The sequence below is a fragment of the Sulfobacillus sp. TH-112 genome, assembly GCF_057473405.1.
In genome coordinates this window covers 17,437-43,046 of record NZ_JBYCKN010000185.1, presented here as the reverse complement: position 1 = coordinate 43,046, position 25,610 = coordinate 17,437, and the positions used below count along the sequence as shown (strand labels likewise).

The 25,610-nt window shown below is 53.7% G+C and carries 30 protein-coding genes; 19 read left to right on the top strand and 11 right to left on the bottom strand.

Features of this window, described 5'->3' with window-relative positions:
• The 4 genes from ACOJWD_RS13795 to ACOJWD_RS13780 form a co-directional block, all read left to right on the top strand.
• Positions 1-1,087: metal-dependent hydrolase family protein (locus tag ACOJWD_RS13795; protein WP_486993821.1), on the top strand; the 1,087-nt coding region annotated here is incomplete at its 5' end.
• Between the two features lie 352 nt (positions 1,088-1,439).
• Positions 1,440-2,366: a phosphotransferase gene (locus tag ACOJWD_RS13790; protein WP_486993820.1), complete on the top strand. Its 927-nt coding sequence runs from the start codon at positions 1,440-1,442 to the stop codon at positions 2,364-2,366.
• A gap of 201 nt (positions 2,367-2,567) precedes the next feature.
• Positions 2,568-3,041, top strand: a complete 474-nt coding sequence (locus ACOJWD_RS13785; RefSeq protein WP_486993819.1) for a GNAT family N-acetyltransferase — start codon at positions 2,568-2,570, stop codon at positions 3,039-3,041.
• Positions 3,042-3,123: 82 nt separating this feature from the next.
• Positions 3,124-3,714 (top strand): hypothetical protein, encoded by a 591-nt coding sequence (locus ACOJWD_RS13780; RefSeq protein WP_486993818.1) that lies wholly within the window; start codon positions 3,124-3,126, stop codon positions 3,712-3,714.
• Here ACOJWD_RS13780 and ACOJWD_RS13775 read toward each other — a convergent pair.
• The 7 genes from ACOJWD_RS13775 to ACOJWD_RS13745 all read right to left on the bottom strand — a co-directional run bounded on the left by ACOJWD_RS13775 (position 3,711) and on the right by ACOJWD_RS13745 (position 11,203).
• A complete protein-coding gene (locus ACOJWD_RS13775; RefSeq protein WP_486993817.1) occupies positions 3,711-4,046 on the bottom strand; it encodes a hypothetical protein in 336 nt (111 codons plus the stop codon). The genes ACOJWD_RS13780 and ACOJWD_RS13775 overlap by 4 nt on opposite strands.
• Before the next feature lie 68 nt (positions 4,047-4,114).
• Positions 4,115-4,987, bottom strand: coding sequence for a 1,4-dihydroxy-2-naphthoate octaprenyltransferase (menA, locus tag ACOJWD_RS13770; RefSeq protein ID WP_486993816.1), 873 nt, complete (start codon positions 4,985-4,987; stop codon positions 4,115-4,117).
• Complete coding sequence (gene menE / locus ACOJWD_RS13765; RefSeq protein WP_486993815.1) at positions 4,984-6,453, bottom strand: o-succinylbenzoate--CoA ligase; 1,470 nt, start codon at positions 6,451-6,453, stop codon at positions 4,984-4,986. Before menE ends, menA begins: the two co-directional genes overlap by 4 nt.
• 2 nt (positions 6,454-6,455) lie before the next feature.
• A complete protein-coding gene (menB, locus tag ACOJWD_RS13760) occupies positions 6,456-7,274 on the bottom strand; it encodes a 1,4-dihydroxy-2-naphthoyl-CoA synthase (RefSeq protein ID WP_486993814.1) in 819 nt (272 codons plus the stop codon).
• Between the two features lie 68 nt (positions 7,275-7,342).
• Positions 7,343-8,167, bottom strand: coding sequence for a 2-succinyl-6-hydroxy-2,4-cyclohexadiene-1-carboxylate synthase (gene menH, locus ACOJWD_RS13755; RefSeq protein ID WP_486993813.1), 825 nt, complete (start codon positions 8,165-8,167; stop codon positions 7,343-7,345).
• Between the two features lies 1 nt (position 8,168).
• Positions 8,169-9,830, bottom strand: coding sequence for a 2-succinyl-5-enolpyruvyl-6-hydroxy-3-cyclohexene-1-carboxylic-acid synthase (gene menD, locus ACOJWD_RS13750; protein WP_486993812.1), 1,662 nt, complete (start codon positions 9,828-9,830; stop codon positions 8,169-8,171).
• On the bottom strand, positions 9,827-11,203 hold the full coding sequence (locus ACOJWD_RS13745; RefSeq protein WP_486993811.1) for an isochorismate synthase: 1,377 nt from the start codon (positions 11,201-11,203) through the stop codon (positions 9,827-9,829). Before ACOJWD_RS13745 ends, menD begins: the two co-directional genes overlap by 4 nt.
• Positions 11,204-11,228: 25 nt before the next feature.
• Here ACOJWD_RS13745 and ACOJWD_RS13740 point away from each other — a divergent pair, with 25 nt between their 5' ends.
• The 10 genes from ACOJWD_RS13740 to ACOJWD_RS13695 all read left to right on the top strand — a co-directional run bounded on the left by ACOJWD_RS13740 (position 11,229) and on the right by ACOJWD_RS13695 (position 19,463).
• Positions 11,229-12,071, top strand: coding sequence for a phosphotransferase (locus ACOJWD_RS13740; protein WP_486993810.1), 843 nt, complete (start codon positions 11,229-11,231; stop codon positions 12,069-12,071).
• 3 nt (positions 12,072-12,074) lie between these two features.
• A complete protein-coding gene (locus ACOJWD_RS13735; protein WP_486993809.1) occupies positions 12,075-12,893 on the top strand; it encodes a prephenate dehydratase in 819 nt (272 codons plus the stop codon).
• A gap of 117 nt (positions 12,894-13,010) precedes the next feature.
• Positions 13,011-13,667: a hypothetical protein gene (locus ACOJWD_RS13730; RefSeq protein WP_486993808.1), complete on the top strand. Its 657-nt coding sequence runs from the start codon at positions 13,011-13,013 to the stop codon at positions 13,665-13,667.
• Positions 13,668-13,749: 82 nt separating this feature from the next.
• Complete coding sequence (locus ACOJWD_RS13725; protein WP_486993807.1) at positions 13,750-14,172, top strand: rubrerythrin family protein; 423 nt, start codon at positions 13,750-13,752, stop codon at positions 14,170-14,172.
• Positions 14,173-14,225: 53 nt separating this feature from the next.
• On the top strand, positions 14,226-15,494 hold the full coding sequence (locus ACOJWD_RS13720; RefSeq protein WP_486993806.1) for a heterodisulfide reductase-related iron-sulfur binding cluster: 1,269 nt from the start codon (positions 14,226-14,228) through the stop codon (positions 15,492-15,494).
• A gap of 3 nt (positions 15,495-15,497) precedes the next feature.
• Positions 15,498-16,076: a DUF3501 family protein gene (locus ACOJWD_RS13715; protein ID WP_486993805.1), complete on the top strand. Its 579-nt coding sequence runs from the start codon at positions 15,498-15,500 to the stop codon at positions 16,074-16,076.
• 21 nt (positions 16,077-16,097) lie between these two features.
• Entirely contained in the window at positions 16,098-16,526 is a 429-nt protein-coding gene (locus tag ACOJWD_RS13710; RefSeq protein ID WP_486993804.1) for a Fur family transcriptional regulator, read from the top strand.
• Positions 16,513-17,139, top strand: a complete 627-nt coding sequence (locus tag ACOJWD_RS13705; RefSeq protein ID WP_486993803.1) for a uracil-DNA glycosylase — start codon at positions 16,513-16,515, stop codon at positions 17,137-17,139. The genes ACOJWD_RS13710 and ACOJWD_RS13705 overlap by 14 nt, the downstream gene beginning before the upstream one ends.
• Before the next feature lie 17 nt (positions 17,140-17,156).
• Complete coding sequence (locus ACOJWD_RS13700; protein ID WP_486993802.1) at positions 17,157-18,116, top strand: threonine ammonia-lyase; 960 nt, start codon at positions 17,157-17,159, stop codon at positions 18,114-18,116.
• A 381-nt stretch (positions 18,117-18,497) separates the two neighbouring features.
• Complete coding sequence (locus ACOJWD_RS13695) at positions 18,498-19,463, top strand: RpnC/YadD family protein (protein ID WP_486993801.1); 966 nt, start codon at positions 18,498-18,500, stop codon at positions 19,461-19,463.
• Between the two features lie 241 nt (positions 19,464-19,704).
• Here ACOJWD_RS13695 and ACOJWD_RS13690 read toward each other — a convergent pair whose 3' ends face one another.
• Positions 19,705-20,454, bottom strand: a complete 750-nt coding sequence (locus ACOJWD_RS13690; RefSeq protein WP_486993800.1) for a class I SAM-dependent methyltransferase — start codon at positions 20,452-20,454, stop codon at positions 19,705-19,707.
• A gap of 106 nt (positions 20,455-20,560) precedes the next feature.
• Between ACOJWD_RS13690 and ACOJWD_RS13685 the strand changes: the two genes are divergently transcribed.
• A complete protein-coding gene (locus ACOJWD_RS13685; RefSeq protein WP_486993799.1) occupies positions 20,561-21,460 on the top strand; it encodes a LysR family transcriptional regulator in 900 nt (299 codons plus the stop codon).
• Here ACOJWD_RS13685 and ACOJWD_RS13680 read toward each other — a convergent pair.
• Both ACOJWD_RS13680 and ACOJWD_RS13675 read right to left on the bottom strand, forming a co-directional pair.
• A complete protein-coding gene (locus tag ACOJWD_RS13680; RefSeq protein WP_486993798.1) occupies positions 21,426-22,217 on the bottom strand; it encodes an alpha/beta fold hydrolase in 792 nt (263 codons plus the stop codon). The two genes, ACOJWD_RS13685 and ACOJWD_RS13680, sit on opposite strands and share 35 nt — an antisense overlap.
• Before the next feature lie 36 nt (positions 22,218-22,253).
• Positions 22,254-22,460 (bottom strand): hypothetical protein, encoded by a 207-nt coding sequence (locus tag ACOJWD_RS13675; protein ID WP_486993797.1) that lies wholly within the window; start codon positions 22,458-22,460, stop codon positions 22,254-22,256.
• Between the two features lie 74 nt (positions 22,461-22,534).
• Between ACOJWD_RS13675 and thiL the strand changes: the two genes are divergently transcribed.
• Genes thiL through rimI form a run of 4 tightly spaced genes read left to right on the top strand, consistent with a single transcriptional unit; the run spans position 22,535 to position 25,130 of the window.
• A complete protein-coding gene (gene thiL / locus ACOJWD_RS13670; RefSeq protein ID WP_486993796.1) occupies positions 22,535-23,536 on the top strand; it encodes a thiamine-phosphate kinase in 1,002 nt (333 codons plus the stop codon).
• Positions 23,517-24,002, top strand: coding sequence for a tRNA (adenosine(37)-N6)-threonylcarbamoyltransferase complex ATPase subunit type 1 TsaE (tsaE, locus tag ACOJWD_RS13665; protein WP_486993795.1), 486 nt, complete (start codon positions 23,517-23,519; stop codon positions 24,000-24,002). The genes thiL and tsaE overlap by 20 nt, the downstream gene beginning before the upstream one ends.
• A complete protein-coding gene (gene tsaB / locus ACOJWD_RS13660; RefSeq protein ID WP_486993794.1) occupies positions 23,992-24,648 on the top strand; it encodes a tRNA (adenosine(37)-N6)-threonylcarbamoyltransferase complex dimerization subunit type 1 TsaB in 657 nt (218 codons plus the stop codon). Before tsaE ends, tsaB begins: the two co-directional genes overlap by 11 nt.
• Before the next feature lie 8 nt (positions 24,649-24,656).
• Positions 24,657-25,130 carry a ribosomal protein S18-alanine N-acetyltransferase gene (gene rimI / locus ACOJWD_RS13655; protein ID WP_486993793.1) on the top strand — a complete coding sequence of 158 codons (474 nt, stop codon included), beginning with the start codon at positions 24,657-24,659 and terminating at the stop codon, positions 25,128-25,130.
• Here rimI and ACOJWD_RS13650 read toward each other — a convergent pair.
• The gene (locus ACOJWD_RS13650) at positions 25,127-25,606 is read right to left on the bottom strand and encodes a hypothetical protein (protein WP_486993792.1); all 480 of its coding nucleotides are present in this window, start codon (positions 25,604-25,606) and stop codon (positions 25,127-25,129) included. The two genes, rimI and ACOJWD_RS13650, sit on opposite strands and share 4 nt — an antisense overlap.
• Positions 25,607-25,610 lie beyond the last annotated feature (4 nt).

Sequence of the window (25,610 nt, the reverse complement as noted above, 5' to 3'; positions counted from 1 at the left end):
GTCTGGCACGGTTTCCTCTGCAATACCACTGAGAGATTTTGGTGACGAGACCACACTGCTACCCGGACTGATTGATCTCCACGTGCACCTGGTGTGGGATGGGTCAGCGCACCCGCGTGGCAAAGCCGAAACCGAATCTCCTCAACTCATGGCCATTCGTGCTGTCAATCACGCTCGACGCACCCTTCTAGACGGTGTGACTAGTGTTCGGGATGTTGGAGGCCCTTATGGGGTGCCTCAAGCATTGGCGCAGGCGCAAAGAATGGGTCTCATTCAATCGCCCTATATCGTTCCGGCAGGAAAGGCAATCATGATGACGGGAGGACATGGATGGAGTTTTGGCCGTGAAGCAGACGGTCTTGAGGGAATGCGACAGGCAGTGCGGCAAGCCATCAAGGACGGTGCCGAAGTGATAAAGGTGATGGCGACGGGAGGGGTCTATACGGAGGGCGAGAAACCCGGACAATCTCAATTGAGCATTGAGGAAATGGCGGTGGCTGTAGAGGAAGCCCATAAACGGGGCTTGCGGGTTGCAGCGCATGCGGAAGGCCAGGAGGGTATCCGGAATGCCGTAAAAGCAGGAGTGGACAGTATTGAACACGGATGTTTTCTTGATGAGGACACGGCTGCTCTCATGGCAGAACGCGGGACCTATTATGTGCCTACCGTATCGGTATTTACTAAAATGGCGCGCGCTGACAATCGCAGTGGGATTCCAACCTATGTCTTGGAAAAAAGTCGTGAGGTGGCTGACGCTACCTGGGAGGCCATTAGACGAGCCAAGAAATACGGAGTAAAAATTGCTGGTGGTACGGATGCCGGATCTCCGCTTCATCCCCATAGTCCGCTGTCAGAAGAGGTGCTCATGTTGGTCGAATGCGGGCTATCGCCCATAGAAGCGCTTACGGCGGCTACTGCAACGTCTGCTGAGGCGCTAAACGTTGAGGGCATCACTGGACGAATTGCCCCTGGAGCATACGCTGACATGATAGCTGTACAGGGCGATCCTCTAAACGATATCCGATCGTTAAAACAGGTGATAGCGGTAATTCAGCATGGGAACATCGTACACTCTGGAAGTGTTTGAGGTCATCCCCGGCATCCTCGAAAAACGTTCATGAAATGCTGAGCCCCTAGCGGTCATCGGAGAAGTATTGTCCCGATGACCGCTTAGTGCAGAGTGAGAACGGTACTATTGCATCAGTACGATTCCGTCTTGTCGTGGGCCGCGCGATCGGTGTGATATGATCACTTTGACAGAGCGAGGGTGCGAAGCGCACGGACGGGATGAGACGGTATGTCTCAGTGGTTTTTTCGCCTCCGATTGGAGAGAACCTTCGACGACATGTCTCAATCGTGGCGATTACGTTCTCATAGCTTCGGAGGTGTTTCCGGGGGCCGCAAGCGGTCTTGACATCAGTCACATGGAGGGATTGGGCGTGCATCCATGGCAAGCGGAGTGGGATTTAACTGAAGAGGGAGTACGGCGAGTCATATCGTCGCAATTTCCTCATCTCAGCATAGACCGAATCAGCCTCGTGGGTGAAGGATGGGATACCTGGGTCTACACTGTCGATGGTCTTTTCTTTCGCTTCCCTCGACGATCGATGGTCTGTCCTACGATGGTAGCTGAGGCGCGTATTCTCCCGCGCCTGGCTCCGCTTTTACCTTATCCGATTCCGGTACCCGAGTGGATAGGAGAACCCACTGCGGATTTTCCCCATCCCTTCTTTGGATATCGGACGATTGTTGGCCAGACGTTGCCTGACGCCGTCATCAATCCCATCGCGGTGGCCCGTGATCTCGCCGTGTTTCTTCGTGCATTGCACTCCATCGGATTGAGTGAGGGACAGCGGATGGGCATCGGTGGACCGGAGTTGCGGCGTTTTGATATTCCTCGATTGAAAGAACGGTTGCTGGAATGGATTGACCGTGCCCGTGCGGGCGGAATAGCGGTTGATACCCCGAACCTGCTCGAAGAATTCCACCTGATGGCGGACAAGTCGATAGTCTTAGACTCTCCGGTAGTCGTGCATGGGGACCTCAATTTTAAGAATCTCATTATGCGTCAGGGCCGTTTGGCTGGCATCATTGATTGGACGGATGTCCATTTGGGACATCCGGGTGAGGATTGGAGTATTGTGCACGGGCTCTTACCGTATGAAGCCCAAAGGGTGTTTTTTGAGCACTACGGGTCCGTCACCGAAGAGGCATGGAGCGCTTCTCGCTTTTTAGCGATCTATGTCAATCTCATCGTATTGGTATCCTCTCAGGAGAGCGGTCAGCCAGCGACGGCAACATACGCGCAACATCAGTTAAACCGTATTCTCAGCGCACCTCGGACACTGGTCGATGGGAATGGCTAGCATAAGGGCGCGAGACACTTTCGGCTTCGGCTTTCAGGCTATAATGACCGCACGTTTTCGCCTGTCGGGAAGATGTCGTTCACCGCTCCTGAAGAAAGGACCACTGTCGCCGTTTCAGCAACATCTCGGTGATTTGTTGTGACGAGCCATCTTCATATACCGCAATAGTGAGATGCAATTTTAGGATAGGGAGGTCAGTATGTGTCGGACTATATCATCGAACCTATGGACGAGAGCACGGCGCGGATCGTAGGTAATTGGCAGTATGAGCGCCCCTATGACTTCTATAATATGACCTGGTCCGACGAGACCTATCAGGAGTTAATGGGAGGAAGCTATTTTACGGTTCGCGACGAGCTTTTGGGCATCGTGGGTTTTTGTTGTTTTGGGGAGCCTGCGCGTGTTCCGTTCGAGGGCTATCGACAGGACGATCACACTCTCGACATTGGCTTAGGAATGCGGCCCGACCTGACGGGGAAGGGATTGGGAGGCCCATTTGTGTCAGCGATTATGGAGTTTGGACGGAAGGGCTGGGGCCCAAAGAGACTCCGCCTGACCGTGGCCACCTTTAACCGCCGGGCATTCGCTCTCTATGAGCGCCTTCGGTTTGAACCGGTGAGCCAGTTCTGCTTTAAATCGGTGGCCTTTACGGTCATGGAACGCGCCACCTCGTAGGCGTTACGCTGATTGGGACGGAAATTTATGTATACTGCATCCAGAACATAGTCACCCTAACGGATAAAAAGAGGGGTGACTCATGGCGCTTAAGCTCGGATGGGGTGGAAAAATCAGTCTGGTATCCCTGGGCCTCGTGACCGCGATGACCTTTTTCCCGATGATCACGTCGTTGGGTCAAGGAATTAGTGAAAATGTGGTAGAAGGATGGGAAGGACGCTACGACCAGTGGAGTCACCAGTATTATTGTCGTTTTGTGCTGGCGAATAATCATGTGGAGGATATCCGTATCGATGCATTCCCGTTGCGCTGGCTGACGCATCGCGGTCGTTCCGAATTTTGGGAGACGTCTCTCGACAAGCCGGCTATCCTTCTCGATGCCTATCGGCGTCATCCACTAATGGTGGAAGAGGATCTGGGAACTCGCAACAATGTTGTCCACCCACTATTCCCGTTTCCAGGGAGTCCTGTGTCCTATAGCCCGGGGTTTTTAAAGGACATGGCCCAGATGCACTTTAACCCCCAAGTGGTGAACGGACCCAATATTGTGCCGGGGTCCGTTCGCTTAGACCAACTCTCTGGGGGGATGCTGCAAATTGACACCAAGTCCAATGACAATACGCTCTTGCAGTTACAGCCAAAGCAAGTCCCGCGCCCGCTCCGCCCGCGCTAGGCGGTCGCACGGCGAGAACGAGCGACCCCCATTTCAGCCAGCCCAATGGCCACCAACATCACGAGTAAATGAAAGAGCCCGATTGCGAGCGTCATGGGGTGCAGCACGAGAGGGACCAGTCCACCTAAGAGAAGCAGGAGTGCTGCGAGCCCGACCACAGCACTTTTGACTTGCCAGGCCATCCACGCGACCGCAATCAGCACCATGAGACCCGCCACAATGTGAACATCTAATAGGACGGGGGTCATGGTATAAAAATGAAACAGATCTCCCAGTCCTATCAATAGCGCAATGACGACGGCCAAACGAAATACCATCAACGACCCTTTCATACCTCTGCACCATCCCTTCTTGATACTCATTGTGGAGCATTTTTTCGGCTTCCATACCTGATTGGACGTTAATGCAGCAAGATACCGATGGCGAGTAATACCCCCATGACAATGTGGAGTCGACCCATGAGCGGGACCGCCTTCTTGAGACCATCAGGGTGTTGGAATTGTTGCAAGGTTTTCATGGCGACCGGCAGTGCTAACAACACCAACAAGGCCGCCCATGGCAACTGGTGGGTTAGGGTGAAGACAACAATGGCGAGGAAAGCGGCGATAACCAAGCCGGCGAGGATCTTGAGGCCTTTTTGATGTCCGAAAACCACCGGAATGGTGCGCCGCCCATGCTCACCATCTTTCACACGGTCTCGTAAATTGTTGCCTAAAAGGATGCTCGCGACCAGGCAGCCGACGGGAATCGAAGCTAACCACGCCATCGGCGTAATGCGCGCGCCCGCAGCCAGTTCTGTCGCGGTAATCTCCAAGGGTCCCATAATCATAAAGACGAAGAATTCGCCAAATGGGGTAGCCGAAATGGGCGAGGGGCCGCCAGCATACAAGAACCCGGCACCAATCGCCAGAATTCCCATCAATAAGAGCCAGGGATCGCGGAAGATCACTAGGAGAAGTCCTAAAATGAGAGCTAAGACATAGAGCGCCACCGCCCAATACCATACCGTCTTGGCGGGAACCGCTCCCGACACAATAATGCCACCGATGCCGAGGCTGTCTTTAGTATCGAGACCTTTGACGTAATCAAAATATTCATTGAGCATGTTGGCCCCAATTTGCATCAGAAAGCCAATGCAAATGATATCGAGCCAGGCCCACCAATCCATGGTGTGTAACGTGCGCCATGCTAGGGCTCCGCCAACCAGCATCGGCACGATGGTGGCGGCTAGCGTGGGCGGTCGACTGACCTTTAAAAATGCCTTAAATGTCATTCCTCTATCCACTCCGATGCTGTTGCAGTGTGCTCTATGAGGCGGCCCCGCAAGGTCTTGCCACTCGCGTTGCGAGGTATCTCCGGCAGTGCAAAGTATATCGAAGGCATTTTATACGAGGCCAGTCTCTTAGACAAGAACTTCTCTACAGCGTCTCGTTGGATGGGATGGCCGGGATCGAATACCAGGGCGGCGGCGACCCGCTCACCCCAGTCCGGATCGGGGCGTCCAAATACCGCTGCATCAAGAATTCCGGGGAAGGCGAGCAGATGGGATTCAACCTCGGTAGGATAGACGTTTTCACCTCCAGAAATGATGAGGTCCTTGAGGCGGTCCACTACATGGAGGTACCCCTCATCATCAAGATAGCCGACATCCCCGGTATGTAGCCAGTCTTCAACAAAGGTCTTTTGGGTGGCTTCTGGGTTTCGATAATAGCCTTTGGCGACGGTGGGGCCTTTCACCAGAATTTCTCCACGGGTAAAAGCGGGCTCTACCCGATCGGAACGGCCGATGCGAATCATTGTCGGAAGGTTCGGGTGCCCCGATGCCCCCGTTTTTTTGTCTGCCAGGTCATTCTGTAATGTCACAATTTGAGATGAGGTCTCTGTCATTCCATAAGTGGGGACCACACGATAGCCGCGCTCGCGAGCACGATGCAAAAGATCGGACGAGGCCGGGGCACCTCCTAAAAGAATCAGTCGCAGATGTTGCGGCGGGGCATAGTCCAATTCCAGCATTCGGTGGAGCATCGTCGGAACCCACGAAATGAGCGTGATGTGCCAGTCATCGATAAGGTGAGCCACCGTCGTGGGATCAAATCGTGGGGACAATACCACTGTGGATCCGTGAATGAGGCTGCGAAAGAGGATGGTGAGACCGCCGACGTGAAATAGCGGCATCACATGTAACCAGCAATCATGGGGTGTCATTCCTGCATTGAGCGCGAAACTCACGGCGCTCCACCATTGATTGCCGATCGTAAGTTCCACCCCTTTGGGCACTCCGGTGGTGCCTGAGGTATAGACCAAGGCGTGGACCTCGTCAAAATCGAGGATGGTGTCCCAAACCGGCTCGGGACTGACATGGTCCAAGAGGCTCTTTATGGCGAGATGGGGAATGGAGGAGTACCACTCTGCCGTTGGCATATCGTCAATAATGAGTGCGGGTGCCGCGTTTTCAATGATAGGGGTCAATTCGTCTTGGGTCAGGCGGGTATTAAGAGGTACTAACACCAAGTGCATCCGAGTCAGGGCGTGAACGAGCAACACCTGATCCGGACCAGGTGGCAATCGATAGGCGACGCGGCTGCCGGAGGGCAGTCCCATCGTCGCCAAGACACCGGCGAGACGAGCGACGTCGGCATCAAGGTCACGAAAGGTCCACCGTTCGTCGAGAAAAACCAGCGCCAGTTGGTCGGGATTGATTTGTGCTTGGTAATGCAACCAATCGGGACTGGTGTGCATAATTATGGCAACCGGGGGAATTTATTAAAGTCGGGCTTACGGTGTTCGAGATAGGCATTTTTCCCCTCTTGCGCTTCCTCGGTCATGTAATAGAGCATGGTGGCATCGCCGGCTAATTGCTGCAAGCCGGCTAAACCATCGGTATCAGCATTAAAGGCGGCCTTTAAAAACCTCAGTGCGATGGGGCTCTTTTCTAGCATTTCGTGGCACCATTGCACCGTTTCCGCTTCTAACTGTTCCAGGGGTACCACGGTGTTGACCAGTCCCATGTCGAGCGCCTCTTGGGCATTATACTGCCGACAGAGATACCAAATTTCCCGGGCCTTTTTATGACCCACCACACGCGCTAAGAGGGCTGACCCATAGCCTGCATCAAAGCTTCCGACCTTAGGACCGGTTTGCCCGAATCGGGCGTTCTCAGCCGCAATAGTGAGGTCGCAGACCAGGTGCAGGACATGTCCGCCACCAATAGCATAGCCGGCGACCATCGCCACCACAGGTTTGGGAAGATAGCGAATTTGATTTTGGAGATCTAAGACATTGAGGCGCGGCACGCCGTCAGAGCCAACATATCCGCCGACGGACCGGACCCGCTGGTCCCCACCCGAGCAGAAGGCCTGGTCGCCTTGCCCAGTTAAAATCGCCACTCCGATACTGGGGTCGTCCCGTACGATGTTAAAGGCATCTTGCAACTGAAATAGGGTGTCCGGTCGAAAGGCATTACGGACTTCGGGACGATTAATGGTAATTTTGGCGATGCCCCCGAGTTGATGAAAGAGCACGTCGGAGTATTCTTTTTTAAGTTGCCAGTCGAAAGACATGTGTTTTACCTCCTCTGAGATCGCAGTGAGTTGGCGCCTACGGCGGCCGCGTCTAATAGGTACGGTATTTAGTCTGCCTTGTGTCCGTTCCACTGCGTCAAAAACTGATCGACAATCTGCGCGTAATGGTCAAGGGCCTCGCCGTGAACAGTATGTCCGGCTTCGGGAACCACCACGCACTGGGCCCGAGGCATATGTTCGGCCATGATACCTGCTACTGTGCTAAATTTATCGTCCCGCTGGCCAGTAATCAAGAGTGTCGGAACATCGATTGCCGAGAGGGAGTCCCAGAGAGACTCTTGGGCTCCTGTACCAGCGCCGCGAAGACTTTGGGCCAAGCCTGAGATGGACTGCGCGCGGCGGATGCGGTTCTCTTCTTCTTGGAGATCCGCTGTTTGCGTCTTAAAGAGTGCCAGCGAATTCCAATAAGGGATGAACCAATCCAGTCCTCGTGCCTCAATCATGGCGGCTAATTGCTCATCGTTCGCACGGCGATGGCTCCGTTCTTGCGCTGTCTTAAGACCCGGCGAGGCACTCTCCAAAATGAGGCCCCGGAGCTGCCGATAGCGGAGCGCCACGTGAAGTGCCAACCGCCCTCCCATGGAATAGCCTATCACAGCCGCGTTCGGGACGGAGAGAAGGGCTAATAATAGGATGATTCGGTCAGCCGTGACGTCCATGGCCAGATCCGCTGGATTCTTTGGCGTGTCGCTACCACCGTGACCGGGAAGGTCAGGGGCAATACAAAAATACTTGTCTTCCAGCCGGGACGCTAAGCCTGACCAACTTTCGCTCGAACCCGTGAAGCCGTGCAAAAGAAGTACCGCTGGGTGGTGGGGCTGTCCCCATGTGTGATAGTGCCACTGCTGTTGGGAAAGGACGATACGAGGCATCCTACTGTCCTTCGCCTGCATAGAAGGACTGATGGAGCGCCACCGTGTCTTCTCGTGAACTTACCTGCCATTCCAGCACCCGAAGACCGTCTAGGGATAACAGTGTGGAAAATTGTTCGCGTAAGGCGGTGAAATCGTAAACGCGTCGAAAGGTACCGCCATATAACGTGTGGACCCCGGAAAAGTCGATGGCATGGGGGGTACCAAAAAGTGTCTCAAAGGTTTCATGAGGCAGCGTCCGCTGAGAAAGGTGGGAAAAAATGGCTCCCCCCGCGTTGTTCACAATCACGAACAGGGCGTTGAGACGATGAGCGGCGGCCAGAGCCAAGCCATTCATGTCATGAAAGAATGCCAAATCACCAAGGATGGCTAAGACATCGCCGTGGTGCTGCGCAATGCCGAGTGCTGTCGAGACCAATCCGTCTATGCCATTCGCTCCGCGATTGGCATAGAAACGCAGCGGTCCGTGCCGATAGAATGAGTCGAGATCACGAATCGGCATCGAACTCGCCACCAACACTGGAAGCGCCTTTTCACCTAATAGCTGATTTAAGTGAGCGTACAGGCGACCTTCGAAATTGGCTGGACTGTCACTGAGCCGCGCTGCGGTATGGGCCCAAGTTGTCTCTTCGACCTGGGCTAAGTGTTCGATCCAACGGGGATCGAACCGCGGACAATCTTCAGCCAGCGCCCGCAGTGAGAGGGCCGGATCGCCATCCACAATAAGGCTCTTTTGCGCATAGGGCTCGCGAAATCCGAGTGACCAATCCAAGAGAATGAGGGAACTCTCCTGGCACCATTGGTTGAGTACCTTAGAGGTAGGGGGAGCGCCTACGCGTACCACTAGATCGGGCCGAGGCAATGCGGGGTGGGAGCGCAAGAAGGTATCATAGCCCGTCAGGGCGTGATAGCGTCGACCATCGCAGGCGATCGGATCGACCAATATGGGAACCCCTCGGGAAGCAAACTGTTGCACGGTGGCTTCGCCGATAAACGGTGCCTCAGGACCAATAATGATGAGCGGTCGCTCAGCCTCCTCTAGCCAGTGCAATGCGCTACGCATGCCCTCTGGAGCGGGGTATTGCAGCGCGGGGAAGTAGGGCCCCATGATGGGAGAAGCCGGGCTTCCGGTTCCCGGAAGCAGGGGTTCGCGAAACGGGAAATTGAGATGCACCGGCCCCTGAGGCATGGTGAGGGCAGTATGTACAGCCCGGGCGGCCACTTGGGCCGCGTGCGCCTTGAGGTCGACGCCGCCCGGGGTGGGAAGGTCTTGAAACCACTTGACGTGATGCCCATAGAGATGCACTTGATCTATAGTTTGCGGCGCACCGACATCCCGCAACTCTCGCGGTCGGTCCGCTGTCAACACAATCAACGGCAGTCGACTGAGCGAGGCTTCAACCACCGCAGGAAAAAAGTTGGCTGCGGCCGTTCCCGACGTACAAAGAAGAACAATGGGCTCTCGGGAGCTTTTGGCGAGTCCCAAGGCGAAAAACCCTGCCGAGCGTTCATCTAGCGCCATGTGCACTTGGATGCCCGGCAAGTCGTGCAACAAAATCGCGATGGGGGTCGACCGTGATCCCGGGGCTACCACGGCTTTTTTGACACCGGCGGCCGTCAACTGGGATAGAAAGTCATCGATGTAGCTTCGTAGGGTGGTCATGGCTCCGGTTCTCCTTCCAATTCCAGTGCACTGAGCATGGTATTGAACTTCCAATCCGATTCTTTGAGCTCCAGCTCGGGATTCGAATCTGCCATGATTCCACAGCCTGCATATAGTCTGACCTGGTGAGACTCAAAAAGGCCGGATCGCAGTGCGACCAACCATTGACCATCTCCCGCAAGATTCGCCCACCCTAAAGATCCGGCATACCATCCTCGCTTAAATGGTTCGTGTGTACCAATGTAACTGACCGCATCGCCTACCGGGTATCCAGCCACCGCAGGAGTGGGGTGCATGGCCGCAATCACCGACCAAATGGTGGCCTGGTCGCGCAGTTGGCCTCTAAATTGGGTCAGCAAGTGCTGCACACTGGGAAGCCTCTTCAAATCAGGGGTAATTGGCATCGACACATTTTCACAGACCGTTTCTAGCGCATGTTGGACGTGGTCGCGTACCAAGGCATGTTCGTGAATCATTTTGGTATCGCTTTTCATGGCATCGGCGAGCGCACGATCCTCTTCGGGAGTGAGCCCTCGGGGGGTTGATCCGGCTAGCGACATGGTTTCCACGTGATCTCGCTGCACCGTCGCCAAGATTTCTGGCGTCGCTCCGAGAAAGGTGGAACCGTGGTGACGGATGGCAAACACCGTAGCTTCGGGATTTTGGAATTGTAAGTTTTCTATGACCCGCGCCAAGGAAACAGGACGATGATAGCGCAGATCAAGTTCTCGCGCGAGGACGACCTTGTGCAGTGCGCCGTTCTTCAGATCATCTGCCGCTTTACCGACTAACCGCTGCCAGTTGTGTCGCGAAGGGTGTGAGGAGATGTCGTAGGGAGTATCGAGCTCAGTCATTTCTTGGGGATGGGCGGCAAAAAGTGCTCGCCAAATGGGCTGTAATTGGCTTTGATAGGTCTCTTCAGACACATCGCGGCTCATCGGAAGGACGACTCGAAGGGTCGACGTTTCCGAATTCTGGAATACTTGTACTATGGGTAATGCCGTATACACGGTCGGCCAGAAGTCCCAGCGTGAACCGCTGTCGAAGGCTTGTCCGCCCACAATCTGGACGTCCTCGGGGAGCCCGTCGGCGCGAAGGCGACGCATTTGAGTTTCCATGTGCAAGACTTCTTCCGAGTGGCCCCATTGCCAGTCTCGAGCCACGCCCAGGCTGAGTTGCTGCTCACCCGAAGGAGTAACAAACAGCCAACCGAACCCGGAATACGAGGACCAGGCCTTCACTACGGCGATGGCAGGAATTGTTAAGGATTTAGCGAACCACTTAATAGGGTCGCCAGTTTTGACACGATCTAATGTTTCGCGAAGGTTCTCGTCAAACCAATTTCGCGTAAAGTTAAGGGCACTGATATCCATAATGCTACTATAGGAGTCTCAATGCATGAAATCAATAAGGGGAGGAAGCGTGAGTGTGCGCCGGACGAGGACGTCGGATTTTCATGAGGTCGAAGCGCGTATTCGCCTGACTTGGCCTCAATTACAATGGCATGAGGTTGAGTGGATCACGCGGGGATGGGATTTTGACATTGCGGTATTGGACCGGGCAGTGACGGTGCGCATACCCAAGGTTGCGGGTCAACGCCGTCGTCTAAAACGGGAGATCGCGTGGCTTGATGCCCTCAAGAACCTCCATCTTCCGGCGCCAGATTATACCTGGAGAAGCCCTACGATGGCAGCATATCCCTATATTGTCGGGTCGGCACTGAATGTTGGCAGCGCGACGCCTACCATTATTGAGGAGATAACGGCATATCTTCAGCAACTCCATGACGTGGACCTCACTCATCCCGAAATGGTGCGTAACCGATGGCAAAAACGGCACAGGGCATTCTATATAGCGGTGTCCACCACGGTGTTGCCGCTTTTCTCGTTGCGCGAAGCCCGTCGATTACAGAACCGATTTGACGAAATGCAAAGGTGCCTGGCCGAGGACGCCTGGCGCGTGGGGCTGATTCACGGCGACTTGCGCCCAGAACATATATTAATCGAGAAAGGACATGTCGCGGGCATTATTGACTGGGGTGACATGCGCTATGGCGACGTAGCCTTGGACTATGCAGGGATCCCAAATTTGCTATTGCCCGACCCGCTCGATACCTCACTTAAGTATCGGCGTGATTTTTATGCGTGGGCGGCGTCCATTCGGGAGTGCCTTCACGCGATCGACTGCGGCGACGTGGAACGAAGCGAACAGTCAATACGAGTCATTCGGAGGGAATTGTAGATTATGTACTATCAAGGGGAACCGGGGGCTTTTAGTGAGGCGGCCATTCGGCATTACTTTCCGGAGGCCACACCAGCAGGTCTACCATCTTTTGCGGCCGTCTATGGAAGACTGCGTCAGGAGCCGGAGCAAGTGGCATTGTTGCCGATAGAAAATGCCTATCGAGGGCCGGTGACAGAAGTCTGGGATCGCCTGATTGAAGACGAGGACTTGAAGATCTGGGCCGAAGTGGTGGAACCGGTGCATCTTGCCTTAATTGCCCATCCGTCCGAGACATTGGAGACCATTAAGCGGGTCCGCTCCCATCCACAGGCCCTCATGCAAAGCCGAGGATTCTGGGAAGTGAAAGGCTATGAAGCAGAGCCGGCACTGGACACCGCGGGGAGTGTGCGTGAACTGGCGGATTTCGCCTGGCCTGGAGTGGGGGCTATTGCTAGTCCTTTGGCGGCTGACCGCTATGGCCTCCAAATCCTCGCCACGCCCATTGAAGACTATCCAGACAATCGCACCCGGTTCTGGCTGATGTCGCGTGGGCCCGTCGCGGTTCCGAAAAGTGACATCGGGGGATATAAGGCGACGATGGCGTTTGACATTCCTCATCGCCCTGGAAGTCTAGCAGAGGTGCTGATGGTATTTCGCGAGAGACAGCTAGACCTGTCGAAAATTGAGTCGCGTCCGCGACCAGGATTTCCCTTTGAGTTTCGGTTTTGGATTGATATCACGCTCTCAGAGGAACAGCGTGAGGGGTTTTTAACCGCGGTGCAAGAAGTGAGGGGACTCGTGATTTTTCTGCGGCTTCTGGGACCCTATCCGCTATTGTGACAACCTCGCAAAAATATCCAAGATGGACTCTGCCTGACTATGTCAGCGGGTGTTCCAAAGAGACGGCGATCAAGGCAGGACGATCCTGCTGAATGCACACCGGGGAGGAGAGGGTTTATGCCGCGCCTTTTATGGATCGACGAATCACCGCAGGGAGATTTACGGTTACGTGTGCAGGGTATAGGTCGAGATCTCGCGCTAGCCGATTTTCGCCGCCCCCACATTGAGATGGTTGCGGCAGCAACAGCTCTAGAGGGGTTGGTGGAGGAGCAAGATATCGATGTGGTCTGTCTTACGCGCATCATCGGGGAGCGTCACTTGCACCGTGTTGGTGCTTTGGTGGCGTCCAGCAATCGCCCTCTGGTAGTGGTGGGAAGTTTCCTCGAGGAATTTACCGATGAGCAGGGAACTGCGTTGCGCGAAGAAATTTTGCCACGCACGGAGGTGTTGATCGGTCGCGCCGAAGATGCGGCTCGGCTGGTGGGCCATCCGCTGGTTGATGACGTAGACATGCGGCGAGTAGCGCGTACTATCGCGCACCAGGGGGTCTCCTCACTGTTGCTTTTATCTTCACCGGGATATGGTGGAAGGTCTCTCGGGTGGTGTGACATGGAGTCCCGATGGTTTGAGCCGTCTGATCGCCTGATGGTGCCATCCACTTTAGCCCAAGCAGTCGCGACCTTGATGGTCCAAGGGCAAGATTGCGAACAACGCCTGCGAACGGCCTACCAGTGGGCATTAACGGTGTCGGACGACGAATTCGTAAATCCATGATTAAAGGATTGAAACCCCGGTTTTACTATATTAGAATGATTCTTAGATAATATTTATCCTTATCTAGAGAGGGGTAGTATCCTTGGCGAAGTTGTTAAATTCAAAGACCCACGAAAATCTCAAAGAGGCTTTCGCAGGTGAATCACAGGCCAATCGGCGCTATTTATATTTTGCACAAAAGGCTGATATTGAAGGTCGTCCGGACGTAGCCGGATTGTTTCGCGATGTAGCTGAAGGCGAAACTGGGCACGCATTTGGTCACTTCGAGTTTCTTGAAGAAGTCGGAGACCCCGTGACCGGTGTCGAGGTTGGCGACACCGAGAAGAATCTCAAGAGCGCCATTGAAGGCGAAACATACGAGTATACACAAATGTATCCGGGATTTGCCAAGACCGCCCGCGATGAGGGATTTGAAGAGATTTCTGAGTGGTTTGAAACCTTAGCGCGCGCGGAAAAGAGCCATGCAGGGCGGTTTACCAAGGGCTTAGAGACTTTAGAAGACTAGCCGACTTGTCGAAGGGGGCGAGAGCCCCCTTTCTTGTCATATGGAGGGAAACCATGGAGTACAATCCACATCGTGACGAATATTGGGACGAGGTCGCCTTCGAAAAAGATATGAAACAAGCGTTTGATATTTGTAATGGATGTCGATTGTGCTACAACCTGTGTCCATCATTTCCCGAGCTCTTTCAGATTGTGGAAAGTTACGATCACAATGCGGAGCAAACGACTCGGCCCGAAATGGACCACGTCGCGGATTTGTGTTTTCAGTGCAAATTGTGCTATATGAAATGTCCATACATTCCACCGCATCGTTTTGACTTGGATTTTCCACGACTCATGCTTCGATCAAAGGCCATTCGCGCCAAAAAGCATGGCATTGGAAGAACTGATCGGTTTTTAGGGAATCCTGAAAAGGTGGGTCAGATGGGGCAAATGATGCCCAGTCTAGCCAATTGGTCGGTGAAGAAAAAGGGTCTGCGACAGGTCATGGAAAGGATTTATGGGATTGACCATCGTCGCCACCTGCCAAAATTCGCTGCTGTCAAATTTAGTGATTGGGTGAAGCGGCACGCCCCGTCCCATGCTGTTCCCATGGATGAAGTGGATGTGGTGATTTTTTCGACGTGTACGGTGGAATACCACGAAACTGGTATCGGCGAAGCAGCCTTGAAGGTATTGCGGCACAATAACATCCGTGGAATAGTACCGGAGGGCCAAGTGTGTTGCGGCATGCCGGCACTGGACGGAGGAGATATCGAGGGGGCCGTCACTCGTGCGAAGAAAAACGTGGCCCTATTGGAACCCTACGCACGGGCGGGAAAAACAATTCTGGCGCTACAGCCCACCTGCGCCTTGCTACTCAAGCAAGACTATCCCACTCTCGTGGAGAGCGAAGCGGCCAAATTAGTGGCCGCGCAGACGAAAGATATGACAGAGTACTTGGCAGCGGCAATGAAACGGGGTAAGCTTCACCGCGAATTTGCGTCCAGCCCTGGTGCGGTAACCTATCATCTTTCCTGTCACACTAAGGCGCAAGGCTTGAAACGGGCCGCCAAGGACTTATTGGAAGCGATTGATGGCTGTGAGGTGGAAGTAGTCGATCGCTGTGCCGGTATCGACGGAACCTGGGGACTGAAGGCGGAATACTATGATGAGGCGATTAAAGTGTCGTCCAAGCTTACTCAACGTTTTCAGGATCGCCACGATACCCGGGCATGTTCCGATTGCGCCCTGGCGGGACTGCAAATAGAGGTTGCATCGGACGCACCACCGCAGCATCCAGTGGAAATATTAGCGAGAGCATACGGACTTTTAGGAGGATAAACCATGAAACCATTAGTGGTCGATGACATTCAGTCGATCCCGGACTATGAAAGTCAACGCGATGAATTTCGCCGCCGGGTGATTGCGCTGAAAAAGATTCGCCGTGCCCATTTAGGTCCACGCGTTGCCATCGTATTTGAAAACCGACTTACCATGCTGTTTCAAGTACAAGAAATGTGCCGTATTGAACACATCATCGAACCTCGGTTAATCCAGCAAGAAATTGATGTTTATAATGATTTACTGCCGGAGGGAATGGCGATTGGGGCGACGCTCTTGATTGAACTGGTACAAAGTGATGATATGCCAAAAATCTTAAAAGACTTAAGTGGCCTTGAAGAGACAGTATGGTTGCGATTTGGGGATGTGGCGGTGCATGGAGAAGCGGAGTTGGGCCGTTCTACTGACGAGAAGACCAGTTCAGTACACTATTTGACGTTTCGCTTTACGCCTGAGGCTCGCACCGGGCTCATGGAGGCAGAGCGGGTGGTTCTCAGTACCGAGCATCCTAACTATTCCTATTCTGTCGATCTTCCCCGGGAGACCATCGCCTCCTTGATCACTGATCTGCTGGAAATTTAGCCCAGAAAGGCGCCACTGTTGATGTCACTGAGACCGGTCGAAGAGGTGTTGAGGGAATCGGGCCTTCGCGCCACACCACAACGGTTAGCGGTATATGAGGCGTTGCGGGTGCTGTCGCATCCTGACGCGGAAACCATTTACGGACATGTCCAAAATCACCATGCCAGTTTAAGTCTGGCCACCGTATATCATGTGCTTGACCGCTTTAATGACGCTGGATTAATTGGGATATTGGATGTGAACGGGCGGCGCCACTATGATATTTTGCCCGAGAACCATGATCACCTGTGGTGTCGAGGGTGTGGGGAAATCCGTGATGTCTTGCCGTCTTCGGATGTAGGAATGGCAGCACCGACGGAAGAAGGATGGATTGTTGAGGGAATGGCGCTAGTATGGTTGGGCCTCTGTGCTGACTGTCAGTCGGCGAGGGAATCTCATGATGGACTCTAGCGGGACGGTGGAAGATGATTTGCAAAGGTCCTGCACGCGTTGTGCCCTTGCAAACACACGAACTCAGGTTGTGCTTGGGCGTGGCAACCCTCGAGCACAAGTATTCTTTTTGGGCGAAGCTCCGGGACGGGAAGAGGACATACAGGGGGAGGGGTTTCGCGGGGCCGCTGGCAAGCAATTTGATGCCATCCTAGACTTCATAGGCATATCGCGTGACGACATATGGCTAGCAAACACGGTACGGTGCCGACCCAGCATCGACGGCCGACGGAATCGCCCTCCCGACAAAGAAGAGATACAGGCGTGCTCCCATTGGCTACAGTATGACCTTATTCAGGTGCGACCAACGATTATTGTCACCTTGGGACGGATGGCCTTTGAGGCCGTCAGTGGCCTTCCTTGGACCACCAATCGTCATGGGCAATCGATGGACGTGCCGCAGTGGAATGCGATGCTATACGCGCTCTATCATCCGGCGTATCTTATCTATCGTCGAAACCTGCGCCGAGACTATTACCACGACTTAGTCGCCCTGCGACAGCTATTAACGACCCGCCACATTCCCTTAGCGGACCCTGAGGGTCCCTGGGTTGAAGAACATGACGAGAACTGATAGGGAGATAGGTAGCGATGCAAATAGCTATGACCGATATATTAAGCGCACAAAAGCGACTCGCAGGTCGCGTACTGCGCACACCGCTGGTGGCATCAATACCGCTCAGTGAACGTCTAGGTGCCAATGTATGGCTGAAGCCAGAACACTGGCAATTAACCGGTTCATTTAAAGTGCGGGGCGCATTCAATAAGATGCTGCAACTGACCGAAGAAGAAAAACAGCACGGAGTAATAACTGCGTCCGCTGGCAATCATGGTCAAGCGGTTGCTCTGGTGGCTCAACTGTTAGGAGTGTCGGCACTAGTGGTCGTGCCCAAGACGACACCACAAGCCAAGCTGGACGGAATCGCTCAATATCGTGCGGAGACGTGCCAATACGGCGATAATTATGATGACGCTGAGATTTATGCTATGCAATTAGCTCGGGATAGCGAGAGAGTGTTCATTCATGCCTTCGAAGATACTGCCACAGTAGCCGGACAAGGGACGGTTGGCCTCGAAATGCTACAAGACGCTCCTGACATTGATACGATTCTTGTCCCCGCCGGCGGCGGTGGTTTGATGGTGGGGATCGGCATTGCCGCCAAGACGCTCAACCCAGCGATTAACATCATTGGGGTGCAAAGTGAGGCATCACCCGTATGGTATGCCTCATGGAAAGCTGGGCATGTTGTGGACGTGGAATATCAAGAGACGTGGGCGGAAGGGCTCCTCGGAGAAATTGGGATGGAGAATTTCCGTATCTCTCAATCCTTGATTAAGGAGATCGGCTTGGTGAGTGAGGAGCAAATTCGAGAGGCGATGAGATATGCTCTGAAACACCATCGATTTGTACTCGAAGGTTCGGGGGCAGCAGCCTTGGCCTATGCGCTGTTTGGGGATAGAGCGCCACTTGCGGGAAGAAATGTGGCCATTGTATTGACCGGAGGGAATCTTGACTATTCGAGGCTGAAAGAGTTGGTAGAGTTCTCGTGATGCCCGATTGGTCGGCGCGATCAAAAGACGGCACCTTCCCTGTCTCTCATAGGAGTCTCCTTGGTCGGGTCTTCTTCTCGATTCCAATGATGAATTCCCAATGATGAATCCCCAATGATGAATCCCCAATGATGAATCCCCAATGATGAATCCCCAATGACGAATCCTTACATCACACTGACGGCACGCGACCGATCCCAGATGTTGTCGGTGTGATGGCTATTATCGCGGTGGCGTCATGATAAATGGTATCGGAATGGAAACACGAACGTCGATGAAAAGACAGAATCGTTCGACATAACTAATGAAAAGTATGGACTTGACCCTCCATGGGGAACTAGAATATTGGCGAACAATAGTTCTTTTAATAGAGGTGCTGCGATGAATGACGAAATTTCTCGGAATGCTAAGGATGTTGTGCAAAAGTTGATGGTTGATATTCACATCAACGCCATCACGACGTGGTACGGTCTTTCGGATGTGAACATTGTGTCTACGCTACCGTCTAGTGTACCTGCTGTCACGGTGCATGAACATGTTTTGGACCGAGTATTTCTTACGGACACAGGGATGCTGCTCCATTTGGAGTTTCAGTCCACGGTGGAACTGGATTTGCGCCGATTTTTGACCTATGCGGTAGCACTGGTAAATCAGCATAATCGTGCGGTTCGTACGGTGGTAGTCTATCTGTATCCAGTAAGTCACGTTCCTTCCGAGTTGGACCGAGGTTCCGTGCAATATCAGGTGGATAACGTCATGGTCGCTGACAAGTCAGAATCGACAGTATGGCAACACTTGAGTCAGTTAGCGGCGGACGACTGGACAGATACCGATGTTCTTGACCTGACATTTTTTCCATTTATGGGGGATGTTAAATATCGGGATCAACGAGCTTTAAAGGCTGCCAAGTTGGCCACGGTGTTGCCTAAGAAATTGCAGAGGCGGGTCGGGGCGATGATTTTAGGATTAACCAGTGCGTTTCTTGATGAAGAGGTGCTAAAATCGATCAAAGAGGTGTTGAAAATGTACGATTTGGTACGTGAGCTAGAGGAGGAAGCCATTGAACGGGGATGGAAGATTGGCTTGGAGCGGGGCCGAGCGGAAGGCCGTGAAAAGGGCCGTGAAGAGGGCCGTGAAGAGGGCCGTGAAGAAGGACTTGAAAATGGCCGTCGCGTAGGCACGATCGCATCGTTTCAGGCACTCGTGGTGGGGCGGTTTGATGAAATGCCGGAGGCTATCGTGGCTAAGGTTGCAGAGTGCTCGGAAGAGAAGTTACTGCGCCTAATACCCCGCGTATCATCGGTGCAGACCTTAGACGAGTTGCAGAAGTTATTGGATGACCAATAGCTTTCACTTAATGTCTGATCTCGAACAGGCAACCGTGTGAAATCACAATTGAGGCCATGGGAGACAGATCTCGCCGTCCCCCATGGGCCTTGTTTCAATGCCGGTGGATATACATCGGATGAGAGCCCCGTGGCACGATATTAGCAGAGCGCGGGGAATTTCGAAGGCTCTCGTGCCCAATACGCAGTTGAGGGTATGGTTCGTTGATTGACATAAAGCCATACGGCCTTGCCGACTCGTGTTATTCGGTGCGCATCGGTTTTTCTGCCCACAATATCAGACGACGTTTAACGAAGTGGTCTCCGATGCGAAATTCCACCGGAGCATCTCCGGAGCGAATCATGTGAAGCGCTTTTTGACCATTCTCCGTCTGTGAAGAGACCGGCGAAAGCCATTCTTCAGGGCTCATGAGATCATCGGAGAGATGTATCACAATATTATCCCACCCCAATTGGCGCAAGGCATCATACCACTCATCAATAGATAGGGTGTGGTAGTGGGACGGATCTCGTACGATTTCGAGCTGGTTTAACCAGCCCAGGTTTGCGCTGCTGGATGTCATGTCGGAAATACCGATTCGTCCCCCGGGGCGAAGGACCCGAAGCGACTCCTGAAGAAACTGAGGCACGCTCTGAAAGTGATGAGCAGCCCGACGGCAAGTGACGATATGAAATGTACTATCGGAGAACGGAAGGTGTTCGGCCACTCCTTCGACGGAAGACAATTGCACACCTTGCGTGGTGGCAAAGTCAGTCGCTGCTTTGAGCATGGCCGGCGTCATATCGAGAACGGTCACGTCAAGCGCTTTTTTAGCCAAGGCGATAGCCGTGTGTCCTCCTCCTGTAGCTATGTCCAGAGCGCTTTCTCCTGGTTCAGGATAAAGTCCATCTATGAGAAGGGTCAGGTCGGCTCCGTGAGCATGTCGTGCACTGGTGACATACGCGGCATGGTGGGTCGTAAAAAAGTTTCGTGGATCGTGAGGATTCGTCATGGAATTGCTCCTTTCAATGGGACTGTGGATGCTGTCTCCATCATACATAAACGCAATGTCACAATAGTTGAGCAGGATTTCATCAGTACTTGCAGAATTTCTCCCTATGGAACAGTCGAGCTTTACCATAAAGGATATTGAACTGTTAATTGCCTTGCACCACGAAGGCTCACTGCAAGATGCAGCAAGGCAGTTGGGATGTACGCCTTCGGCGCTATCGCATCGTGTGCACGACGCGGAAACCCGACTAGGAATCGCGTTAGTCGAGCGGCGTGGGCATCTAAGGCTGACGGAACAGGCCCAACAATTGATGCCGCGTGCGGAACATATTCTTAAAGAAGTGGCGCTCTTGCGGCGGGATGTGCAAGCCGATGCCGTGGTTCGTAAGGTGGGGGTGTCGACGCTCGTGCTCCAGGGGGCCATTGAGAGTGCGCTGGCCGATCTGTTTCACCGGGACCATCATTATCGTTATGAAATTCGCACCGGACACTCAGGAGAAATTACAGATTGGGTTGAGCAAGGTCTCATTGATGCGGGGATTGTTCGCTTGGAGAGAATGCGCCCAGGTCTGCAATACGAATTGCTCTCCGATGATCGATTGCTTGCTGTGAGTTCGTCTAGATTTCAATCAGAATCGTACCATAGTCTGGTTGACTGGCCTTGGGTGCTATTTTCTTCGAACATGGGACACGGACAGGCGGTGGCACGCGCCATTGCGGAATCCGGAATGGTCATTCGTTCACGAATCACGGTGGACTCCTTGGCCATGGCCAGTGCACTCATTCACCGTAGCTACGTCTCGGTACTGCCGTGGTCGATGATTCGTCAGCAAATACAACGAGGCGACTTGCAGGAGGTCTCTGTGCCGGAAATTTTGTGGCCCTCCCGTAGGACCGTGGTATTGACCCAAAAAAGTCCTCCCGCCTGGATCTCCACATTAATTCGCTTTTTGCAGAAGACCATTTTGGATGTTAACGAAGTCCCTGACGATCAAGAAAGTCCATGATGGCGTGATTCACGACATCGGCTTCCTCAATGTGGGGCAAATGACCGCACTGGTCGATGACCAAGAGTTCACTGTGCCGAAGATCGCGGTCTAGCGCTTTTCCATAGGCAAGCGGAACAATGTGGTCCTCGCGACCCCAAATGAGGAGGGATGGCATGGTGAGGCGCGCCAGGTCTAATTCGGGATCGGGCTGTATCTGATCACCCTCGAGATACTGGGCAAACGATTTGCGACCGCGATTTAATTCGCGTGCGTCATCCAAGGTCCGATATGGAGTGCGTTCTTTATAGCGGTTCTTGTCAAATACTAACCCTTCGGTATAGTGCGCCGGTGGGATGGTGAGCGGATTGATAATGGGCACATCAGGTAGAGCTTTTCCGACCGAATCTAAGATAATGAGACCGGCAACTCGCTCGGGACTGTGCGATGCCATCGACATGGCTACCCGTCCTCCCATCGAGTTGCCTCCTAATACCAGTCGATCGATGCCCAAATGGTCCAACCAGGGGAATAGGACCGCGCGAATGTCTTGCATTTGCTGAACCGAGGGGAACCAATCAGATTGGCCGAAACCTGGCATGTCAGGAGCCATCACAAAGAGGCCGCGGCTTGAGAGATACTCGAGTTGATGAAGAAACGCGCGCCCCGTCCCTCCGCCGCCGTGCAATAATACGGTCGGTATGGTCTTCGTATCGCCAGCTTGGTACCAATGAAGAGTGTGTTCATCTAAAGTAAGCGTATGATCGGTAATATGCATTCAAGAGTCCCCTTTCGGGGACTATTGTAGCAGAATCTATATCGGGGGCATCCACGACGGATCATCCATCTCGTCCGACAAGAGGAGTTGACGATGGAGAGCTTGAGCACACTCCTGAATTTCTTGGCGCGATGCGATACCTTTTTCCACCAAGATATCGAAGAGCACGGCGAGTGATATGCCGTATCGGTAAAGGGTGCGTTCCAAGTCGCGAAGGTCGGATGAGGGATTTTGGCTTGACATCTGGCATCTCCCTGTTTCATGGTTTATTCAAGTATGCCAATTTTGTAGCAGCATTAAACAGGTGGAGGGTATGTATGGAAGTCAAAGGTCTTGGAGAGCGTGGCATTATTTCGATGATTCACCGGATGCAACCTACGCCACCCTTGGGATTTATGGGTATTGGGGATGATGCCGCCGTTCTCCCCGCAGGCCCTCACGCATGGCTGGTGAGCCAAGACATGTTGGTGGAAGACATACACTTTCGATGGGATTGGTCCACACCGGAGCAATTAGGATATAAGGCGGCACAGGTCAATTTGAGTGACATCGCTGCGATGGGGGGAACTCCGCGGGCGGCGTTGACCAGTTTAGCCGTGCCTGGGCGATTCTCGTCTGAGGGGATTGAATCACTCTATCGGGGGCTTACGCGGGCTTTTGATCCTTATGGGGTGGTGATTGTGGGGGGAGATACCGTGGGATCGGTGGATCGTTTGGTGCTTGACGTGACTATCATCGGGCAACCCGCTGCAGCGGGGCCCATTCGGCGCACGGGTGCGCGCCCGGGGGATCGAATTTTGGTGTCTGGCCGATTGGGACGGAGCTATGCCGGATATATGCTATTAAGTCACGGAGATCATTGGCCCGGAAACGATGTCAATGAGAGGAGCGTACTCACCGCACATCTGGAACCGATGGCGAGAGTGGCCTTGGGAACAGCCGTGGCACCATGGGTGCATGCGCTCACGGATGTGAGTGATGGTCTGCGATCAGAACTGGAGGAATTGACGCGATTTGGATCGATTGGAGCGGAAGTTTGGCTAGACAAGATCCCGGTGGATGCGGCCACCCAGGCCATCGCGGCACGATTTAAGAGCAATTCGCAAGACTTCGCCCTCTTAGGAGGAGAGGATTACGAATTGTTGATGACCGTACCCCCCTCCCATGTAAGCGATGTCATGAATGCCGCCAAAGCGGTCGGGTCCTTGCTAACGGAAATTGGGGTCATCTCCGATCGTACCGGAACGCACTGGATGATGGACGGTGCAGAGGTCGACATCAGCAGAAAGGAGCCCCTGTTTGACCACTTTGCGCACTAAATTGGAGATCCCGTCGCGGGACGCGTTGCTGGGTTTCGCTCGCGCCTCGCGAACGCTAATTGCCGCTGGGGGGATCATACTGTTGAACGGCCCTTTGGGGGCTGGAAAGACCACGTTAGTGCAGGCTTGGGCGCATGAGTTGGGTGTGACGGACGAAGTAACCTCCCCCACGTTCGACCTATTGCACACCTATCAGTCGGGGGATCCTATCATCTATCATGTTGACGGCTATCGCTTAGACACGGCGAAGGACTGGGAGGTATTAGACTTGCCCGACGCTGGGCAAGCACATACGCTCATTATCGTTGAATGGGGACTGGCCATTGCCGCACAACATCCGAATCGGCTGGAGATTGACATTGCCCGCGAGAGTGGTGAGGAGCGGGTGCTCGTGATGGAAGCATTCGGGACCGCATGGCTGCAAAGATTAGAGATTTGGATGAAGGAGCAGGGACGTGGGTTATAAGGTACTGGGATTTGATTCGTCGGGTCCGATGCTGAGCGTGGCGATGATCGAAGATGGAGTGCTTTTAGCACGGCGCGAGCTAAATATTCCGCGATTGGCGGGCACGCATCTGGTGGCTTTTGTTGAGGAACAAGTGGCGCATTGTGGGCGACCTGACGGTATTGCTGTGGGTGTGGGCCCGGGATCGTTTACTGGCGTGCGCATTGCGGTCACGGCGGCCAAAGCCTTCGCTTTGTCTTGGAAGATTCCGGTCAAAGGCGTCTCGTCGTTGGCGGCTTGGGCGAAAGCCGAGGTGCCTGGATCGCGTGTGGTGGTGACCAGCGAGCGCCGGGGGCCGGCATTTTATTTGGGCTATTATTATGTCGGCGACGACAAGGTTGAAGCGATTATTCCTGACATGGCCATTTCCGGGACGTTACCGCCGATTTTTCCGCTCTCGGATGCCATCAAAGTATTAGGCCCGCTTAACCAAAATTTGCACGATTTGGCCCGGATTGGTATGCACTCTCAAAAGAGTGAGGCCGTTCTTTCGGGGCTTTCTATAGCACAATTGGGGTGGTCCGCGTTACAATGGGGTCACACAGATGATCCGGTCACGCTCGCGCCAGCCTATTTGAGGCCGCCCGCGATTAGTGTCCCAAAATGAGGTGAACCATGGCGGTTCTGAATAGCCCGGATGAGTCGGAGGTTGTGGTCAGAGATATGTACCTATCCGACCTAGACGCGGTGATGTTAATTGAAGGGGCGTCGTTTCCGACGCCATGGTCACGGAATGCGTTTCAAACCGAACTGTTGGAGAACAATTTCGCGGCCTACCTGGTGCTGGATTTTCATAGTCGGATTGCGTCGTACGGTGGAATGTGGATTATTCTTGATGAAGCCCATGTGACGAACGTGGCAGTGCATCCTGATTTTCGTGGATGTCATCTGGGCGAGCGCATGATGCTGGGGTTGATTCGCCGCGCGCAGGAATTAGGCGCGAAGCGGATGACGTTAGAAGTGCGGCGCTCCAATCTGGTAGCACAAAATCTCTATCAGAAGCTGGGGTTCATTCAGCTTGGGGTAAGGCGGGGATATTATACCGATCCGCACGAGGACGCCTTCATCATGTGGAAAGACCCACTCTAACTGGCTCGCTCAGGTTGCTTGGACGGAGAATCTTCGGGTTGGCGGTGGGTTGCGTCACGACCGCCCCACCAGGTGGCAATCGCGCCGAACAGGCCAAATAGGATGCTAAAAATACTGGCTGAGAGGATGGCACTGGTTAGGGCGTGCAGGTGGAGCATCGTGATCGCCGCTGCACGCGGGACACCGGGAATCTGGGAAAAAAGCGCGTTTTCGGCCATGGGTAAGTGCCGGAGATATTGGCTAAAAGCGGTGCCGACCATAGCCACGAGTCCGCCCACAATGAGTCCTGGGAAGAAGCGCGGGCGATGGCGCTTTTTTAGGCTGCGGCCCATCAAGACGAACAGGATGACGCTGCAGAGAAATGTGATAAAGCGGGCCGCGGTGGTGAGATTGTAGGTGGTACTCCACAAGGTGAGTACGGTTGGACCGGAGTAAACGATGAAGAGAAACACACTATATAGCCAAGTGATTGCCATGGTC